This is a genomic window from Thermosynechococcus sp. HY596 (assembly GCF_030518715.1).
Lineage (GTDB): Bacteria > Cyanobacteriota > Cyanobacteriia > Thermosynechococcales > Thermosynechococcaceae > Thermosynechococcus.
Genome location: NZ_CP130346.1, coordinates 1 through 15,282 on the forward strand (window position 1 = coordinate 1; position 15,282 = coordinate 15,282).

Genomic DNA, 15,282 nt, shown 5'->3' on the forward strand with positions numbered 1-15,282 from the left:
GTGATTAGCTCTGCCGAAGATCTCTGGCACCAAATTTTGGAGCGGTTGCAACTGTTGCTCAGTCGCCCGACGTTTGAAACTTGGATTAAGACAGCAACGGTGCAGTCCTTTGATGGCCAGACCCTTACGATTTGCACCCCCAATCCCTTTGCCCGCAATTGGCTGCAAAAGTACTATTTGAAAACCATTGCCGATGTGGCACGGGAAATTGTCGGTGAGGCGGTGGAGATTGAGCTGGCGATCGCCCAAGGGGCAGAGCATGACACCAGCATTCGCCCCACCAGTCGTGCTGAAGTAGAGGCCACCACCCCGCCCGCTCGTCATCGCGGCAGTGAACTGAATCCCAAGTATGTCTTTTCCCGCTATGTCGTTGGCCCCAATAATCGCATGGCCCATGCGGCCTGCTTGGCAGTGGCAGAATCACCGGGGCGGGAGTTTAATCCCCTCTTTCTCTGTGGCGGCGTTGGCTTGGGCAAGACCCATCTGATGCAGGCGATCGGTCACTATCGCTTGGAAATTGACCCCAATGCCAAGATTTTCTATGTCTCGACCGAGCAGTTTACGAATGACTTGATTGCCGCCATCCGCAAAGACAGTATGCAGAGCTTTCGCGAGCACTATCGGGCGGTGGATGTCATGCTCGTGGATGATATTCAATTTATTGAGGGCAAGGAATACACCCAAGAGGAGTTTTTTCACACCTTCAATACACTGCACGAGGCCGGTAAGCAGGTGGTTTTGGCCAGCGATCGCCCCCCCAGTCAAATTCCCCGCCTGCAAGAGCGCCTCTGCTCCCGCTTTTCCATGGGCCTGATTGCCGATATTCAACCCCCGGACTTGGAAACCCGCATGGCCATTCTCCAGAAAAAAGCGGAGTACGAGAATATCCGTCTGCCGCGGGAGGTAATTGAGTACATTGCCGCCAGCTACACCTCCAACATCCGCGAACTGGAGGGGGCACTGATTCGAGCGGTGGCCTACATTTCTATTTCTGGGTTGCCGATGACGGTGGAAAATATTGCCCCCGTTCTGAGTCCAGCCATCCGCAAAATTGAGACCTCCCCAGAGGTGATCCTGAATGTGGTCTCTGAAGCCCTGAATGTGTCCATTAGTGATCTCAAGGGCAACTCCCGCCGTCGCGAAATTAGCATGGCGCGTCAAGTGGGTATGTATCTGATGCGCCAATACACGGGCTTGAGTCTGCCGAAAATTGGTGAAGAGTTTGGCGGCAAGGATCACACCACCGTCATGTATAGCTGTGACAAGGTGGCCGAACTGCAACGTACCGATCCAGAAATGGGCAGCCTGCTGCGACAACTCAGCGATCGCATTAACTTGGCCAGCCGTCCCACAGAGCCATAGTGCCCAGAGCCTTCCTATGCCAAGATAAAAACAGTCTTGAAAGGGGTATGAATGCACATCCTCATTCCCGCCGCCGGCATGGGTAAACGCATGGGGGCAGGCCACAATAAACTGCGCTTGCAACTCTTGGGTAAACCCCTTTTGGCATGGACATTGGCAGCGGTGGCTGCTGCAGAAGCGATTGAATGGATTGGCGTTATTGGCCAGCCAGAGGATTTTCCCACTTGGGAAGCACTCCTTGGGGACTTGAACCTACGGCAGCCCGTCCAGCTTATCCAAGGGGGTGAGACCCGTCAAGCCTCCGTTTTTAATGGGTTACAGGCACTTCCCGAAAGGGCTGAGCAGGTGCTGATCCACGATGGTGCCCGCTGCCTTGCCACCCCCGATCTGATCAACCGCTGTGCCCAAGCCCTAGAGACCTATGCCGGACTCATTGCCGCCGTGCCGGTCAAAGATACGATTAAAATCGTCAACCGTGAAGGGGTTGTCGTCCAAACCCCAGAGCGGGACTCCCTGTGGGCGGCTCAAACTCCCCAAGGCTTTCGCGTCGAACCCTTGCGTATTGCCCATGAAATGGCGGTGGCCAGAGGCTGGGAAGTCACAGACGATGCTGCCCTCTTTGAACGCCTAGGCTATGCCGTGCACATTGTTCTAGGCGAAGAAACCAATCTCAAGATAACCACTCCCAGCGATCTCCCCCTTGCAGAACGAATCTTGCAGCATCGCCAAGAGCAAGGCCAAAGGGACACGATGCCCTAGGCCAAGGTTTCGGGACAGTAGCCCAAGCCTTGAATGAACTGCTTGCGAAACGCTTCAATGTCGTCGTAGTTGGGGTAGCCATGGGAGACAATCGCCACTTGATAACGGCGCATCACATCCACCATTGACTGTCCGGTTTCCAGTGCCCACAGTGCCATTTTCAGCGAAATCCCCGGTGTGTAGGGGAATCCCAATTCGTTCAAGAAGGCGCGGAAATTCCCTGCTTGTTCGTCGGAGAGGGGCGAATGCATTTTAATGCGAATCACCCACCCATCCACTTGATGAATGACTGTAACAAACTGTATTGGTAGCTTGGCGTATTCATGCAAGAATTGCACAACCCGCAGGGTAAGGCTGGCATTGCTGAGGTGATAGATGAAATCCATGGTGTTGACCTCTTACCCTTGATACTTTTATTGTCGGTGGCACCTAGAGCGATCCCCTAGGGGAATTGTCCGCGATTTACTGGGGAAAACTCCCCTATCCTTAGGATTGAGATAAGCGCTGCTGCGGAGTGCCACTGAGCAGATCATGGGCTGCCTGCAAAATCCTTGGAATCTTCTGCCGATGGGGACTCTTTTGCAAACAGGGGTCTAAATCCAAGTGCTTGACCTGTGCTGCATTCGCCCCCGGAAACCAGTGGCCACCGTTGCCAAGCAAGTTATAGCGCATACGGGCGTACTCAAGCAAATCGTAGGCCTGCACCAGATTCCACAGCCAGAGAATGGTGGGGATATTCACCTCACCGGGGGTGTGGCGATAGTCTGGCAGTCCCTGATGCCAAGTGTGGTACCAGTCTTCCCCCAAACGCTCAATGGCGGCTTGCTCCAGCCGTACCAAGATCGGCGGCAAAATTTCATCGGCCCGATCCAACAGATCGAGCACCTTGAGATGCTCATCAAAATCACTGGGGCGAGCAGCACCGACACTCAGGGTATGCACTTGGGGATGGGAGAGGCAAAACAGATCGTTAAAGACTAGCGGGCTGAGGGGGGCACACAGTTCCACAAGGCGTTGGGGTGGTTTGTAGAGCATCCCCCCCTTATCCGCAGGGCTAATGATGAAGACGCCCATATCACGGGCTTGGGCATCGAGGATGGCGGGCCAATTCTGCTGATTGATGTAGTACCAATGTAGGTTGACATAGTCAAACACATCGCTGGCGATCGCCTGCCGAATCACCTCTAGGCTGCCGTGGGTAGAAAAGCCAATGAAGCGAATCTTTCCTGCCGCTTGCCAGTCCCGTGCCACCTCTAGGCAGCCCCCCGGTCGCAGCACCTGTTCCAGATGCTCTGGCAAATTAAGGCCATGAATCGCCAGCAAATCGATGTAGTCCAGCCGCAGATTGCGCAGCGAGGTTTCCAAGGTTGCCCGAAACTCCTTGGCGGTGGGTCGCGGCCCCACTTTGGTTTGCACAATTAGCTTTTCGCGAGGCAGCCGCGGCAGAATTTTGCCCAACTGCACTTCTGAGGTGCCATAGCCCCGGGCGGTTTCAATATGATTAATGCCTAGCTCCACGGCTCGGCAAATCGTCGCCTCTAAATTGCGTTGATTCTCTTCTGGAATCGTACTCGGGCTGACATCCTGCCATGAAAACTGATAGCGCATGCCGCCACAGGAAAAGACAGGCATCGGTAATTGGGTACGACCAAAGCGACGGTAGCGCATGTTGAACTCAATGAACGCTTCTTCATCATTGTCGCGGAATTCCCGATCCTTCGCTAACGGGGGCATGAGGGGCTGACGCGGTGGCACTACAGTAGAGTATCCACAATATCCCTTGGTTTGGGCTAGGCTAGAAAAAATGACAGCAATTATAGCAATTATTTTGTATGTCCCAAGGGAAAAGTCATTCTCTCCTGCCTCTACTCCTTTCCCTGCTGGCTACCCTCGGCTTTTTGGGCGTTGGTGCAGGGCTGGTGTTTCGCCTCGTCAATAACGGCGAAATCATTGGCAATGGCGGTCTCAATGTCGGAACCAAGGGTCGATCTACGTTTAGCCAAGTCAAGAATGTCCCCAGTGGCCTTTTTAATTATGGCGGTAGCACCACTTGGGCACCCATTCGCCGCGATGTGGATCCGCTGCTGCAAGCGGCTTGGCCCAATTTTCAACTGCGCTATGTGGATCCACCCACAGGAACGCCGGGGTCGGGCAGTGGGATCCGCATGTTATTGAATAATCAACTGTCTTTCTCCCAATCTTCCCGTCCCCTCAAAGACGAGGAGTTAGCCAAGGCGGCGGCTCAGGGTATTAAATTAACTGCCATTCCTGTTGCCATTGATGGGCTAGCGATCGCTGTCAATCCGAGGCTAGAGATTGCCGGCCTCACCGTGCAACAGGTGGTGGATATTTACACCGGCAAAGTGACCAATTGGCAGCAGGTGGGCGGCCCCAACCAAAAGATTACCCCCTTCTCTCGCCGCCCGGAAGATGGTGGTACCGTTGAATACTTTATTCAGGAAGTGCTAGGGAAGCAGCCTTTTGGTCGCAATGTGGTCATGGTTCGCGATACCACCGATGGCCTACGGCGCGTCGCCGCGACACTGGGGGGGATTTATTATGCCTCTGCGCCGGAGGTCGTGGGTCAGTGCAGCATCCACCCGCTTCCCCTCGGCCGCCAAGCCAATGAGTACGTGCCTCCCTATCAAGACCCCTATGTTCCCCCTGAGCAGTGTCGCAACCAACTGAATCAGCGTGCATTTCAAGAGGGGACGTATCCCATCACCCGCCGCCTATTTGTCATTACCAAGGAGGACAATAGCCTCGATGCCCAAGCAGGACGTGCCTACGCTGCACTCTTGCTCACGGATCAAGGGCAAGCCGCCATTGAAAAGGCAGGATTTGTGCGCCTGCGCTAGCGATCGCCCCTTGAACAGGGCTTTGGCCAAAATCAACATTCTGGCACCGTCACCCCAGATAATAGATCTGGCCACCTGCTTCTTAATCTGGATCCATGACCTACAAGCGACTCAGTGACAGCGAACGCCAGCGTGTCTTTCAACAGTACACTGCCGGACAAACCATCAAAGCTCTGGCTGCAGAATTTGGTGTGAGTGAAAACACCATTCGGCGTGTGATCAAACAAATGGAAGAAGAAGCGGCTGCCCCTGAAGCTCCCCTATTGGCCATGGCTACAACGGATGACATGCCAGAGGAAGAGGATCTAGAAGATGTAGAGACGGCAGAGGCCGTTGTCCTCGATGAGGATGACTACAGTGATGCAGAGGATGACGATCTCGAAGATGACGATGACGAGGAACTTGAGGGGGACATTCCCTTACCGGATCTCGCCGATGTAGAAGTGGTGCAGTCGGTGGAGGTCATTCCCCTTGCCGAAGCGATGCTGCCCCGTCCCTGTTATGTTGTGGTGGATCGGCGGGCGGAACTGCTCACCCGTCCCCTAGAAGCCTTTCGCGGTTTAGGTGCCCTTTCCAGTGAAGAAGCGCAACAAAGTACTCTACCGATTTTCGATAGCCGCCCCGTGGCTTTACGCTATTCCCAGCAAAATCAACGCCTCTATAAGGCCAGTGATGTCCAATGGCGCAAGACCGTTGTTAAGGTGCCTGACGGCGAAATGTTGCGGAAAGTGCGCAGCTATCTTCAGTCAAAAGGGATTACCCGCTTGCTTTACCATGGGCGGGTGTATGCCCTGGATTGAGGTAAGCTAGGGGGGATAATCATAAGCGGGGATGTCTCCCTTGCAGTGTTGGTAGATTGGGTAAAACCGATATGAAAGCAATGATCTTGGCGGCTGGAAAAGGCACGCGGGTACGCCCGATTACATACACCATTCCGAAGCCAATGATCCCAATTCTGCAAAAACCGGTGATGGAGTTTTTGGTGGAACTTTTGCGGCAGCATGGGTTTAACCAGATTATGGTGAATGTGAGCCACCTCGCCCATGAAATTGAAAGCTACTTTCAGGATGGGCAGCGGTTTGGGGTGGAGATTGCCTACTCCTTTGAGGGCTATATCAAGGATGGCGAACTCGTGGGCAAAGCCCTAGGCTCTGCGGGGGGGATCAAGCGGATTCAAGATTTTCACCCCTTTTTTGATGACACCTTTGTGGTGCTGTGTGGGGATGCCCTGATTGACTTGGATTTGACAGCAGCCGTGGCTTGGCACCGCCAAAAGGGGGCGATCGCTACCGTGATTATGAAAACAGTCCCCAAAGAGGATGTCTCGAGCTATGGCGTCGTCGTCACCGATAAGAGCGATCGCATTATCGCTTTTCAAGAAAAACCTAGCGTTGAAGAAGCTCTGAGCAACAATATCAACACGGGAATTTATATTTTTGAGCCAGAAATTCTCGACTATATTCCCTCCAATCAGGAATACGACATTGGCAGTCAGCTTTTCCCAAAACTGGTGGAAATGGGTGCCCCCTTCTATGGCCTAGCAATGGACTTTGAATGGATTGATATTGGTAAAGTCCCCGACTACTGGCAAGCGGTGCGTGGCGTTCTTGAGGGCACAATTAAAAATGTCTCGATTCCCGGCCATGAGCAGTCCCCCGGCATTTATACCGGGCTGAATGTGGCGGTCAACTGGAATAAAGTCACAATTCAAGGCCCCGTGTACATTGGCGGCATGACCAAGATTGAAGATGGGGCAACGATTATTGGGCCGACGATGATTGGCCCCAATTGCCACATTTGTAGCGGTGCGGTCGTCGATAACTGTGTGATTTTTGAGTATTCTCGCCTTGGCTCTGACGTTCGTCTTGTGGATAAGCTGGTCTTTGGCCGCTACTGTGTTGATAAAACAGGGACAACGATTGATCTGAAGGCCGCTGCCCTTGATTGGTTGATTACCGATTCACGGCAAACGGATATTCAGCCGAGTCCCCTCGAGTTGAAGGAGATTGTGTCCTAGACCCCGCTATACACCCATGGCATTTGCGAATCAGTTGCAAAGCGGTTTTACCCTTTTTCTGAGCCTACTGGTGGAGGCAGTGCCGTTTCTGCTGCTGGGCATTTTGCTCTCTAGCGCACTGCTGCTGTTTGTAGATGAGCAGGCACTGATTCGTCGCTTGCCGCGATCGCCCCTCTTGGGGGCCTTGGTGGGCAGTTGCATTGGTTTTCTTTTTCCCGTGTGCGAGTGTGGTAATGTGCCGGTGGCGCGGCGATTATTGGTGCAAGGACTGCCTACATCCGTGGCCATTGGTTTTTTGTTGGCGGCACCGACAATCAACCCGATTGTGATTTGGGCAACGTGGACGGCCTTTCGTGATCAACCGGAGATTGTCGTCTTTCGCGTCCTCTTCTCACTGGCGATCGCCACCCTTATTGGCTGGGTTTTTAGTTTCCAAAAGGATCTAACCCCCTTTTTGCAGCCCACCGTCACCAGTCTCATGCGTCGTCCCCAGCCTCAAGCAGCCACTATACCGGCCTTGCTCCAGTCAGGCACCTACCTGTTGGGAACTCCGGGCCAACCCCTAGCCATGGAAACTCTCACGCTTGCGCCACCTACTGCAACGATGCCTTGGCAGCAGCGTCTGCCCCAAGTCCTAGAGAATGTGGTGCAGGAATTTCGCGAATTGGGGGGAATTTTAGTCCTCGGTAGCCTAGTGGCGACTATTATTCAGGTGGCGGCTCCCCGCGAACTCATTCTCAGCCTTGGCCAAGGGCCGGTGATCTCGATTGTGGCAATGATGATCTTGGGCACAGTGATTTCCATTTGCTCGACGGTTGATGCCTTCTTTGCCCTTGCCTTTGCTGCCACGTTTACGCCGGGGTCAATTCTCGCTTTTCTTGTCCTTGGACCGATGGTGGATCTCAAGGGGCTGGGATTACTGCTGACGATTTTTCGCCCCCGTGCTCTCATTTACCTCTTTCTGTTGGTGGCACAATTGACGTTTTCCCTTTGTTTGTTTTTGAATTTGCAGTGGAGTTAGCCGTGGTTGTTAAGCCAGAGTGGTTACGGGTCAAAGCACCCCAGTGGCAACGGGTGGGTTCGGTCAAGGAACTGTTGCGGGACTTAAACCTCAATACGGTTTGTGAGGAGGCCTCTTGCCCCAATATTGGTGAATGTTTCCATGAGGGGACGGCGACATTTTTAATGATGGGGCCAGCTTGCACCCGCGCTTGCCCCTACTGCGATATTGATTTTGCGAAAAAGCCACTGCCCTTGGATGCCACTGAACCCCAGCGACTGGCGGAAGCGGTGGTGCGGCTGCGGCTCAATCATGTTGTCATTACCTCGGTAAATCGGGATGATTTAGCTGATGGTGGTGCCTCTCAGTTTGTGGCCACGATTCAGGCCGTGCGGGCGCGATCGCCCCAAACAACCATTGAAGTGCTCATTCCCGATCTCTGTGGCAATTGGCAGGCCTTAGATCAAATTCTCGCCGCCAGTCCCGAAGTGCTGAACCACAACACCGAAACCGTGCCCCGTCTCTATCGGCGGGTGCGTCCCCAAGGCAACTATCAGCGCAGTCTGGAACTGCTGCAACGGGTGCGCGATCGCGCCCCTTGGATCTACTCAAAGTCTGGCATCATGGTGGGCTTGGGAGAAACCCCTGAGGAAGTGGCAGCGGTGATGGCGGATCTGCGTCAAGTGGGCTGTGATATTCTCACGATTGGCCAGTATCTGCAACCGAGTCCGAAGCACTTACCCGTGCAGGCTTTTATTCCACCAGAGCAATTTGAAGCATGGCGGCAGCTTGGCGAATCCATGGGCTTTTTGCAGGTGGTCTCCTCTCCCCTCACCCGCAGTTCCTACCATGCCGAGCAGGTGCGTGCCCTGATGCAACAGTATCCCCGCCAGCGTCCTGCAACAAACCTCCTCGGATAAATTTATTGCAATTTAATCGCAACTAAGCTAGGCTAAGCAATAGGAAAAATCTGCATTAAAAAACCCCCTTGGGTGGGGGCGTTTTATGGACAACCGTAATCTTGCATTAAGGTTCGTTAACCTAAATTGCGAAAGACTACGCCTTCAGGCTGTCATTGGCCAAGAAATGACCAATGTGGTAGGCTCGCTCCTCCGTTTGCAGCAGGATTTGGTCATAGAGGTAGGCAGTGGCGCGATCGCCCAAACTCTCTGCTTGGGTAGCCTGTTGCCGCAGAACACTAATGATTGCCTGTTCGGCCTGCAAATCATTAGTGAGCATTTGGCGGCAGTTAAAAGCCCCCTCCGGTTCAGGGGTAAAGCAGCAGAGCGTGGCCAACTGTTGAAAACCGGCGGCGGGAACACCCCCCAGCCCATTCAGACGCTCACCCAAGTCATGGACGTGACCTTGCACCTGTTCGTAGCAATTTTGGAAAAACTGATGCAGTGGATAAAATTCTGCCCCCTCAACAACAAAATGATGCTTTTGGTACTGCAAATACAGGGCTTGAAAACTGGCCAAGAGGCGATTCATCCCCTCACAGATGGGCGTGGTGGTGGCCTTCTCCAGCAACACAACCGTGTCACCCATCTCGCCAAACGCTTGGCGTGGCAATGCACTGGTCGTCATAGCACGATGCTCCTTTGCGGACACTAGTGAGCTAACTAACTTAGCTCTGACAGCCCGATCCTAAACTACCTTTCTGTACATTTTCAATAATGGAGTGCTTCTTGAATGTCTATAAATCCCCACCTTATTGCAGTTCAGTGGCAATTACGCTGGCCGATCTACCAACGGTTGATTGATCTAGAGGTGCCCTGTAACTATGCTCCCTATCAACCCCTGAGGGTCGAGGTCAACTCCCCCCTAGCTGCCTTACAGGTGTGGTCAGTGGTACGCCAAGTCTCTGCCCCTCGCGAGACCTTGATCAATTGGCTCGAACACTGTTGGCAGTGCTCTTTGACCACCTTGAGTGAGTATCACAATCCTGCTGAGTCCTAGGGGAACGTACAACCCGCAGGTGGTGCAGCACTGAATGTGGCAGGCGTGATATTGGTAACTGTTCCTGCTCCAGTTGTGTTGATGGCCACACCACCATTGTTCGGGCTGAGACTAAGAGCATTAACAACACGGAAGATGACAGGAGCATTCTGGGGTCGTAAGCGGAAACCTGCACCACTTGTTTCGACGTTACTAAATACGTTTGCACACAGTGTTGCATTATGATCAGCCCGCAGCTCTAAACTTCGCGTGGCAGGATTCCCTTGAGTGAGGGTGTTATTGTTGACTGTGGCATTGAGGCGAGAAGTATTCTGAGCACGCAGTCGCACTGCTTCACCACCAGCTGTTGCTTGGATACTGTTATTGCTAACCTCAAGTTGCAAGCTAGCATTGCCAGTGGTATCGATTTCAATCCCGCGATCGCTGACACCAGAAAGCTGATTGCCAACAATTCTGACCCGTGCCGGTGTTGGACTTGCAGCCGTTGTTGTGAACTCGATGTCAATGCCATCATTATTATTGCCAATATTTTGGATCACATTATTTTCAATGTTTAGTACCACTTGTCCCGCACTATTCGACTCTAGGGTGATGGCATCATCATTCAGGATGTTGCGTATCTCATTGTTGCGAATTGTAATGTTTGCGCTGGGAGGTGCAATTGGAGCCGCACTGCTGACAATATCAAACGTCATCCCTGCATCAGAAATATTGTTAACCACGTTATTTTCTAGAACGGCTGTGAGGTTGGCGCCATCGCCAATATTGAAGTCAATGCCATCACTGCCATCAGTCCCTGTACCAATGTTGCGAATCTGATTGTTCCGAACAGTCACCGTTGCACTCGCAGGGGCAGCACAATTGGCAAACTGATTGTCACTGAAACGGTCAGCCACAGCAAAGCTATCGCCACGGCAGAGGTTGAATTCAATTCCATCCACACGATTACCTGCCGTCAAGTTGTTTTCAGTCACGTTATCTTCGATGGTGATGTTGGCGTTGCCACGATTGTTGCGAATGAAGATGCTAGCTTCGAGGTTAGTATCTGTTGCTGTTTGGCCAACATTACGGACAGTGTTGCCGCGAATAGTTACATTTCCAAGGGCATTATCTAGGCCAATTCCCTCACCAATCCCCCCATCAACAGTGTTATTTTCAATCGTTGCGTTGGTGCTTTCAGTAATGCTGATGCCACGGCGGTTAAAGGCAGGGGCAGTTGTGCTCGTAATTGTAACATTATTATTGCGAACCACAGGGGATTGTACATTTTGCAAGATAATACCTGCGGCATTTGTAACCGTGATGGTATTGTTGTTAACCGTAGGCGTCAATACAGAGTTATTTTGACCACGTAAGCGAATTGCTTCGCCTGTATTGGTTAAGGTGTTGTTGCTGATTTCAATTGCTAAGCGAGCATTATTAGTGGTGTCCACTTCAATCCCGCGATCGCTAATGTTATTCAGTTGATTCCCCACAATTCTGACTTGTGCAGGGGTTGGACTTGCAGCCGTTGTTGTGAACTCGATGTCAATGCCGTCATTATTATTGCCAATATTTTGGATCACATTATTTTCAATGTTTAGTACCACTTGTCCCGCACTATTCGACTCTAGGGTGATGGCATCATCATTCAGGATATTGCGTATCTCATTGTTGCGAATTGTAATGTTTGCGCTGGGAGGTGCAATTGGAGCCGCACTGCTGACAACATCAAACGTCATCCCTGCATCAGAAATATTGTTAACCACGTTATTTTCTAGAACGGCTGTGAGGTTGGCACCATCGCCAATATTGAAGTCAATGCCATCACTGCCATCAGTCCCTGTACCAATGTTGCGAATCTGATTGTTCCGAACAGTCACCGTTGCACTCGCAGGGGCAGCACAATTGGCAAACTGATTGTCACTGAAACGGTCAGCCACAGCAAAGCTATCGCCACGGCAGAGGTTGAATTCAATTCCATCCACACGATTACCTGCCGTCAAGTTGTTTTCAGTCACGTTATCTTCGATGGTGATGTTGGCGTTGCCACGATTGTTGCGAATGAAGATGCTAGCTTCGAGGTTAGTATCTGTTGCTGTTTGGCCAACATTACGGACAGTGTTGCCGCGAATAGTTACATTTCCAAGGGCATTATCTAGGCCAATTCCCTCACCAATCCCCCCATCAACAGTGTTATTTTCAATCGTTGCGTTGGTGCTTTCAGTAATGCTGATGCCACGGCGGTTAAAGGCAGGGGCAGTTGTGCTCGTAATTGTAACATTATTATTGCGAACCACAGGGGATTCAGCATTGACTAAAATGATGCCACTGCCATTGGTACTCGTAATTTGGTTATTGGTAATTTGTACACCAGTACTATTCGTTATACTGATGCCGTTGGCATTGATGGTTGTAATTTGATTGTTGAGAATCCGCGGTGGATTGACGTTATTACCAATAATCGCAGGTTGGCCGGCAGGCGGTGTAATATTGAAGCCATCAATTGTATTATTCCTAGCTAAAACAATAGTGGCAGCTATAATAGGCTGTTGGTTACTCGGTGTGAGCGCAGGAATCGTAATGGTTCCTACTGTACTTGGTAGTTGCCGATTGACAGTTGTCGAGAGGAGTTGGACGCCATCTCGGAGATTAATTGTGCCCTGACCTGCGGTATTGCCATCGGTGTCAGCAACGCCAACTAAGACAATATCGTTTTGAGTGAGGGGTAAATCATTAATACGAGCCGCGCTGCCAGCGCCGGTATCAACTGTGAAAACGCGATAGGGTTGACCTGTGGCAGGATTAATTGCTGCAATTTGATCCTGAACCAGTTCGTTATCAACGGTAATAAAGCTAAGGCGCTCGGGGGATTCGCCTAGACGGGCTGCTACATTTTGACCCTGTTCTGGAGTACGGCGGCGACTACCTGCGACACCGGGAAAAGAAACCCCAATTCCAAACCAAGCTTTCGTGCCAAAGCGATCATCATTTTGCACTGTTGCACTGAGGCTGAGGTACTCAATAGGGCGGGTAGCTAAACGGGCACGGACGCCCACAAAATCAGCAATACTCTCACCGCTGTAGTAGTATAAACCTGCGTAACCCCGCAGATAGTCTTTACCTAATGGAACCAATCGGGTTCCTACTTCAAAGTCAAAACCCGTCAGCGCTTCTTGGAAAAGGCGATCGCGATCAAGAAGAATCTGGTTGTTTTGAATGGTGCCGATTGAACCCACTGCTTGATTGAGAAGGACTTGTCGAGTCCCTAGGGGGATATAGCCGTTTATACGGACATCAACATCTCCCAAGAGTTCCAGACCAAGCCCAAGCTGGTTAAAACCTGCATCTCCCGTGTTGCGAAAATCGTAGGATAGGTAGCCACCAAGGGCAAATTTTTGATTGCCTGTCAGGGCACGGTAGCCAAGGGTCAAATTGTACCCCAAGGCTGTATTGGGCGTGGCCATGAGGAGTTTGCCTTCAAAGAAGCCGACGCTAGCACCCTGCTGTTGAAAGAACGGAATAAATGTTTCTGCACTGAGGTAGTTATCAAAACCAGCGCCTTCACTATTGAAGCGAATCGTTCCACGGGGCTGGATTCGAGGCCCTAACATTTCCTCTGCTGATGACTGGCCGACGGCTGCATTGTTCAATCCCAAAATGACGCCCAAGCCAACTAGGCAGCTTCCTAGAAGCTTCCCCCAAGAACGCATATACACTCCTCAACACCTAAACTGGCGGTAGCCGATGATGTGCGACCGCCTTGATAAAGATATTGGTTTGCATTTAAGGAGCGATAAAGAACTGCTTAGCTCAACATTAAGGAATCAGCCGCAACAGTCGGCCATTTTGGGGGTCATCCGTGAGAACATATAGGTAGCCATCAGGGCCTTGGCGCACATCCCGTACCCGCTGACCGATGGGGATGCGTCCTTGGCTTTCAACAGCAGTATTGGTATTCACTCGAATTTTGCGCACATCTTGGGAAACTAGGCCACCAGCGAAGAGGGCACCTTGCCACTGGGGAGCGCGATCGCCCCGATAAACTGCTAGCCCCGAAGGCGCAATGGCCGGTGTCCACACCACCAAAGGATCCACCATCCCCGGCCGGCGCCGCTCTGGGGTAATTTCTGCGCCCCAATACTCACGGCTATAGGTGACCACTGGCCAACCGTAGTTGGCACCGCGCTGAATGCGATTGAGTTCATCGCCACCGAGGGAGCCGTGCTCCGTTGACCACACCGCTTCTGTGACTGGATCAACCACCAATCCTTGAATATTGCGGTGGCCGTAGCTCCAGAGTTCGGGGGTGGCTGTGGCGTCGCCGACAAAGGGATTGTCCTTTGGCACAGTGCCATCGTCCCGCAGGCGAATAATTTTGCCCAAATGACTGCGGCGGTTTTGGGCTTGCTCGCGAATTAATTTGCCCTCCAGTTCAATTGGGGGATTGCCGCCATCGCCAATGGCCATGAGCAATGTGCCGTCGGGGAGCCAAGCCAAGCGGGAGCCAAAATGCTGTCCCCCAGTTTTCGCTTGCGAGACTTCAAAGAGAACTGTCACCTCTTCAAGGCGATCGCCCACCAGACGCCCCCGTGCTAGACGAGTACGATTCGCGGATGCTGTGCCATGGGCATAGGTAAGATAAACCCAATTGTTTTCAGCAAAGCGGGGGTGAAGGGCGACATCCAATAAGCCCCCTTGGCCTTGGGCAAAGACCGGCGGCACGCCACGAATAGGTGAACCCAAACGCCCTTGGTGAAATCGCCGCAATCGTCCGGGACGCTCAGTAATCAACGCACTGCCATCCGGCAGCCAAGTTACTGCCCAAGGATGCTCTAACCCTTCAACAACGGTTTCAATGCGTACCGCCAGTGTTGGTGGTGGCTGCGATTCTAACAGGGGTTCAGCGGTTGATAAAGGTAACGGGGTATCCGACTGCGCAATGGGACTACAGCCTAGGAATACCCCGATCGCCCCCATGAGGGGGAGTAATTTGACAAATCGATAACTAGGCAATGGGTGTCACATCTTCAGAACGCTCTGCACCTTCAGACTCCGGCAAGACCACCGGCAGTTCCAAAGAGGTAGCATCAGAAGCAGGGGTCGGGGCATCCGTTTGCTGCTGCCGTTGCCAGAGGGTCACCCCCACTGCCGCTGCTGTAATTGCACCTGCACCCAGTCCAAGGGCGATCGGCAGCTTGCTGCTATCGAAAAATGAGGAATTACTCAGACTTTGACTTAACCCTTTGGCATAGGCACAGGCTTGGGCAGAACTGGGTTGCGGCATTGCCACCAGAGTGGCAGACAAACCAACAGTCAGGGCAATGAGGGGACGCAACATAAACGAC

14 protein-coding genes are annotated in these 15,282 nt (G+C 52.3%); 8 read left to right on the plus strand and 6 right to left on the minus strand.

Annotated features, from left to right (window positions below):
• Entirely contained in the window at window positions 1-1,362 is a 1,362-nt protein-coding gene (gene dnaA, locus QYC28_RS00005) for a chromosomal replication initiator protein DnaA (RefSeq protein ID WP_302679625.1), read from the plus strand.
• 51 nt (window positions 1,363-1,413) lie between these two features.
• A complete protein-coding gene (gene ispD, locus QYC28_RS00010; RefSeq protein WP_149816993.1) occupies window positions 1,414-2,121 on the plus strand; it encodes a 2-C-methyl-D-erythritol 4-phosphate cytidylyltransferase in 708 nt (235 codons plus the stop codon).
• On the opposite strand, the gene QYC28_RS00015 is transcribed toward ispD, so the two are convergent.
• Entirely contained in the window at window positions 2,118-2,507 is a 390-nt protein-coding gene (locus tag QYC28_RS00015) for a hypothetical protein (RefSeq protein ID WP_149816995.1), read from the minus strand. The two genes, ispD and QYC28_RS00015, sit on opposite strands and share 4 nt — an antisense overlap.
• A 100-nt stretch (window positions 2,508-2,607) precedes the next feature.
• On the minus strand, window positions 2,608-3,789 hold the full coding sequence (locus QYC28_RS00020) for an aldo/keto reductase (RefSeq protein ID WP_302680072.1): 1,182 nt from the start codon (window positions 3,787-3,789) through the stop codon (window positions 2,608-2,610).
• A gap of 164 nt (window positions 3,790-3,953) precedes the next feature.
• On the opposite strand from QYC28_RS00020, the gene QYC28_RS00025 reads away from it, so the two are divergent.
• The 5 genes from QYC28_RS00025 (at window position 3,954) to lipA (ending at window position 8,916) form a co-directional block, all read left to right on the plus strand.
• A complete protein-coding gene (locus QYC28_RS00025; RefSeq protein ID WP_302679626.1) occupies window positions 3,954-4,979 on the plus strand; it encodes a PstS family phosphate ABC transporter substrate-binding protein in 1,026 nt (341 codons plus the stop codon).
• 95 nt (window positions 4,980-5,074) lie between these two features.
• The gene (locus tag QYC28_RS00030; RefSeq protein WP_302679627.1) at window positions 5,075-5,779 is read left to right on the plus strand and encodes a helix-turn-helix domain-containing protein; all 705 of its coding nucleotides are present in this window, start codon (window positions 5,075-5,077) and stop codon (window positions 5,777-5,779) included.
• A gap of 71 nt (window positions 5,780-5,850) precedes the next feature.
• Window positions 5,851-6,996 (plus strand): NDP-sugar synthase, encoded by a 1,146-nt coding sequence (locus tag QYC28_RS00035; RefSeq protein WP_302679628.1) that lies wholly within the window; start codon window positions 5,851-5,853, stop codon window positions 6,994-6,996.
• Window positions 6,997-7,012: 16 nt separating this feature from the next.
• Window positions 7,013-8,017, plus strand: a complete 1,005-nt coding sequence (locus QYC28_RS00040; RefSeq protein WP_302679629.1) for a permease — start codon at window positions 7,013-7,015, stop codon at window positions 8,015-8,017.
• A gap of 2 nt (window positions 8,018-8,019) precedes the next feature.
• Window positions 8,020-8,916 carry a lipoyl synthase gene (gene lipA / locus QYC28_RS00045; protein WP_190278120.1) on the plus strand — a complete coding sequence of 299 codons (897 nt, stop codon included), beginning with the start codon at window positions 8,020-8,022 and terminating at the stop codon, window positions 8,914-8,916.
• A gap of 136 nt (window positions 8,917-9,052) precedes the next feature.
• Here the strand turns inward: lipA and QYC28_RS00050 are convergent, their stop codons facing one another.
• The gene (locus tag QYC28_RS00050; RefSeq protein WP_302679630.1) at window positions 9,053-9,583 is read right to left on the minus strand and encodes a Dps family protein; all 531 of its coding nucleotides are present in this window, start codon (window positions 9,581-9,583) and stop codon (window positions 9,053-9,055) included.
• A 105-nt stretch (window positions 9,584-9,688) separates the two neighbouring features.
• Between QYC28_RS00050 and QYC28_RS00055 the strand changes: the two genes are divergently transcribed.
• The gene (locus QYC28_RS00055; RefSeq protein WP_286668804.1) at window positions 9,689-9,955 is read left to right on the plus strand and encodes an Asr1405/Asl0597 family protein; all 267 of its coding nucleotides are present in this window, start codon (window positions 9,689-9,691) and stop codon (window positions 9,953-9,955) included.
• Here QYC28_RS00055 and QYC28_RS00060 read toward each other — a convergent pair.
• The 3 genes from QYC28_RS00060 to QYC28_RS00070 all read right to left on the minus strand — a co-directional run bounded on the left by QYC28_RS00060 (window position 9,952) and on the right by QYC28_RS00070 (window position 15,275).
• Window positions 9,952-13,647 (minus strand): right-handed parallel beta-helix repeat-containing protein, encoded by a 3,696-nt coding sequence (locus QYC28_RS00060; RefSeq protein WP_302679631.1) that lies wholly within the window; start codon window positions 13,645-13,647, stop codon window positions 9,952-9,954. The genes QYC28_RS00055 and QYC28_RS00060 overlap by 4 nt on opposite strands.
• Window positions 13,648-13,753: 106 nt before the next feature.
• Window positions 13,754-14,914 (minus strand): PQQ-dependent sugar dehydrogenase, encoded by a 1,161-nt coding sequence (locus tag QYC28_RS00065; protein WP_399375247.1) that lies wholly within the window; start codon window positions 14,912-14,914, stop codon window positions 13,754-13,756.
• Between the two features lie 28 nt (window positions 14,915-14,942).
• Window positions 14,943-15,275 (minus strand): hypothetical protein, encoded by a 333-nt coding sequence (locus QYC28_RS00070; RefSeq protein ID WP_286626042.1) that lies wholly within the window; start codon window positions 15,273-15,275, stop codon window positions 14,943-14,945.
• Window positions 15,276-15,282 lie beyond the last annotated feature (7 nt).

Excerpts from the sequence above, each read along its gene's own strand:
- QYC28_RS00050 (WP_302679630.1), bottom strand. The coding sequence starts at position 9,583 with ATGACGACCAGTGCATTGCCACGCCAAGCGTTTGGCGAGATGGGTGAC.
- QYC28_RS00070 (WP_286626042.1), bottom strand. The coding sequence starts at position 15,275 with ATGTTGCGTCCCCTCATTGCCCTGACTGTTGGTTTGTCTGCCACTCTG.
- ispD (WP_149816993.1), top strand. The coding sequence starts at position 1,414 with ATGCACATCCTCATTCCCGCCGCCGGCATGGGTAAACGCATGGGGGCA.
- QYC28_RS00035 (WP_302679628.1), top strand. The coding sequence starts at position 5,851 with ATGAAAGCAATGATCTTGGCGGCTGGAAAAGGCACGCGGGTACGCCCG.
- QYC28_RS00020 (WP_302680072.1), bottom strand. The coding sequence starts at position 3,789 with ATGCGCTACCGTCGCTTTGGTCGTACCCAATTACCGATGCCTGTCTTT.
- QYC28_RS00030 (WP_302679627.1), top strand. The coding sequence starts at position 5,075 with ATGACCTACAAGCGACTCAGTGACAGCGAACGCCAGCGTGTCTTTCAA.
- QYC28_RS00065 (WP_399375247.1), bottom strand. The coding sequence starts at position 14,914 with ATGGGGGCGATCGGGGTATTCCTAGGCTGTAGTCCCATTGCGCAGTCG.
- QYC28_RS00060 (WP_302679631.1), bottom strand. The coding sequence starts at position 13,647 with ATGCGTTCTTGGGGGAAGCTTCTAGGAAGCTGCCTAGTTGGCTTGGGC.
- QYC28_RS00015 (WP_149816995.1), bottom strand. The coding sequence starts at position 2,507 with ATGGATTTCATCTATCACCTCAGCAATGCCAGCCTTACCCTGCGGGTT.
- QYC28_RS00025 (WP_302679626.1), top strand. The coding sequence starts at position 3,954 with ATGTCCCAAGGGAAAAGTCATTCTCTCCTGCCTCTACTCCTTTCCCTG.
- QYC28_RS00040 (WP_302679629.1), top strand. The coding sequence starts at position 7,013 with ATGGCATTTGCGAATCAGTTGCAAAGCGGTTTTACCCTTTTTCTGAGC.
- QYC28_RS00055 (WP_286668804.1), top strand. The coding sequence starts at position 9,689 with ATGTCTATAAATCCCCACCTTATTGCAGTTCAGTGGCAATTACGCTGG.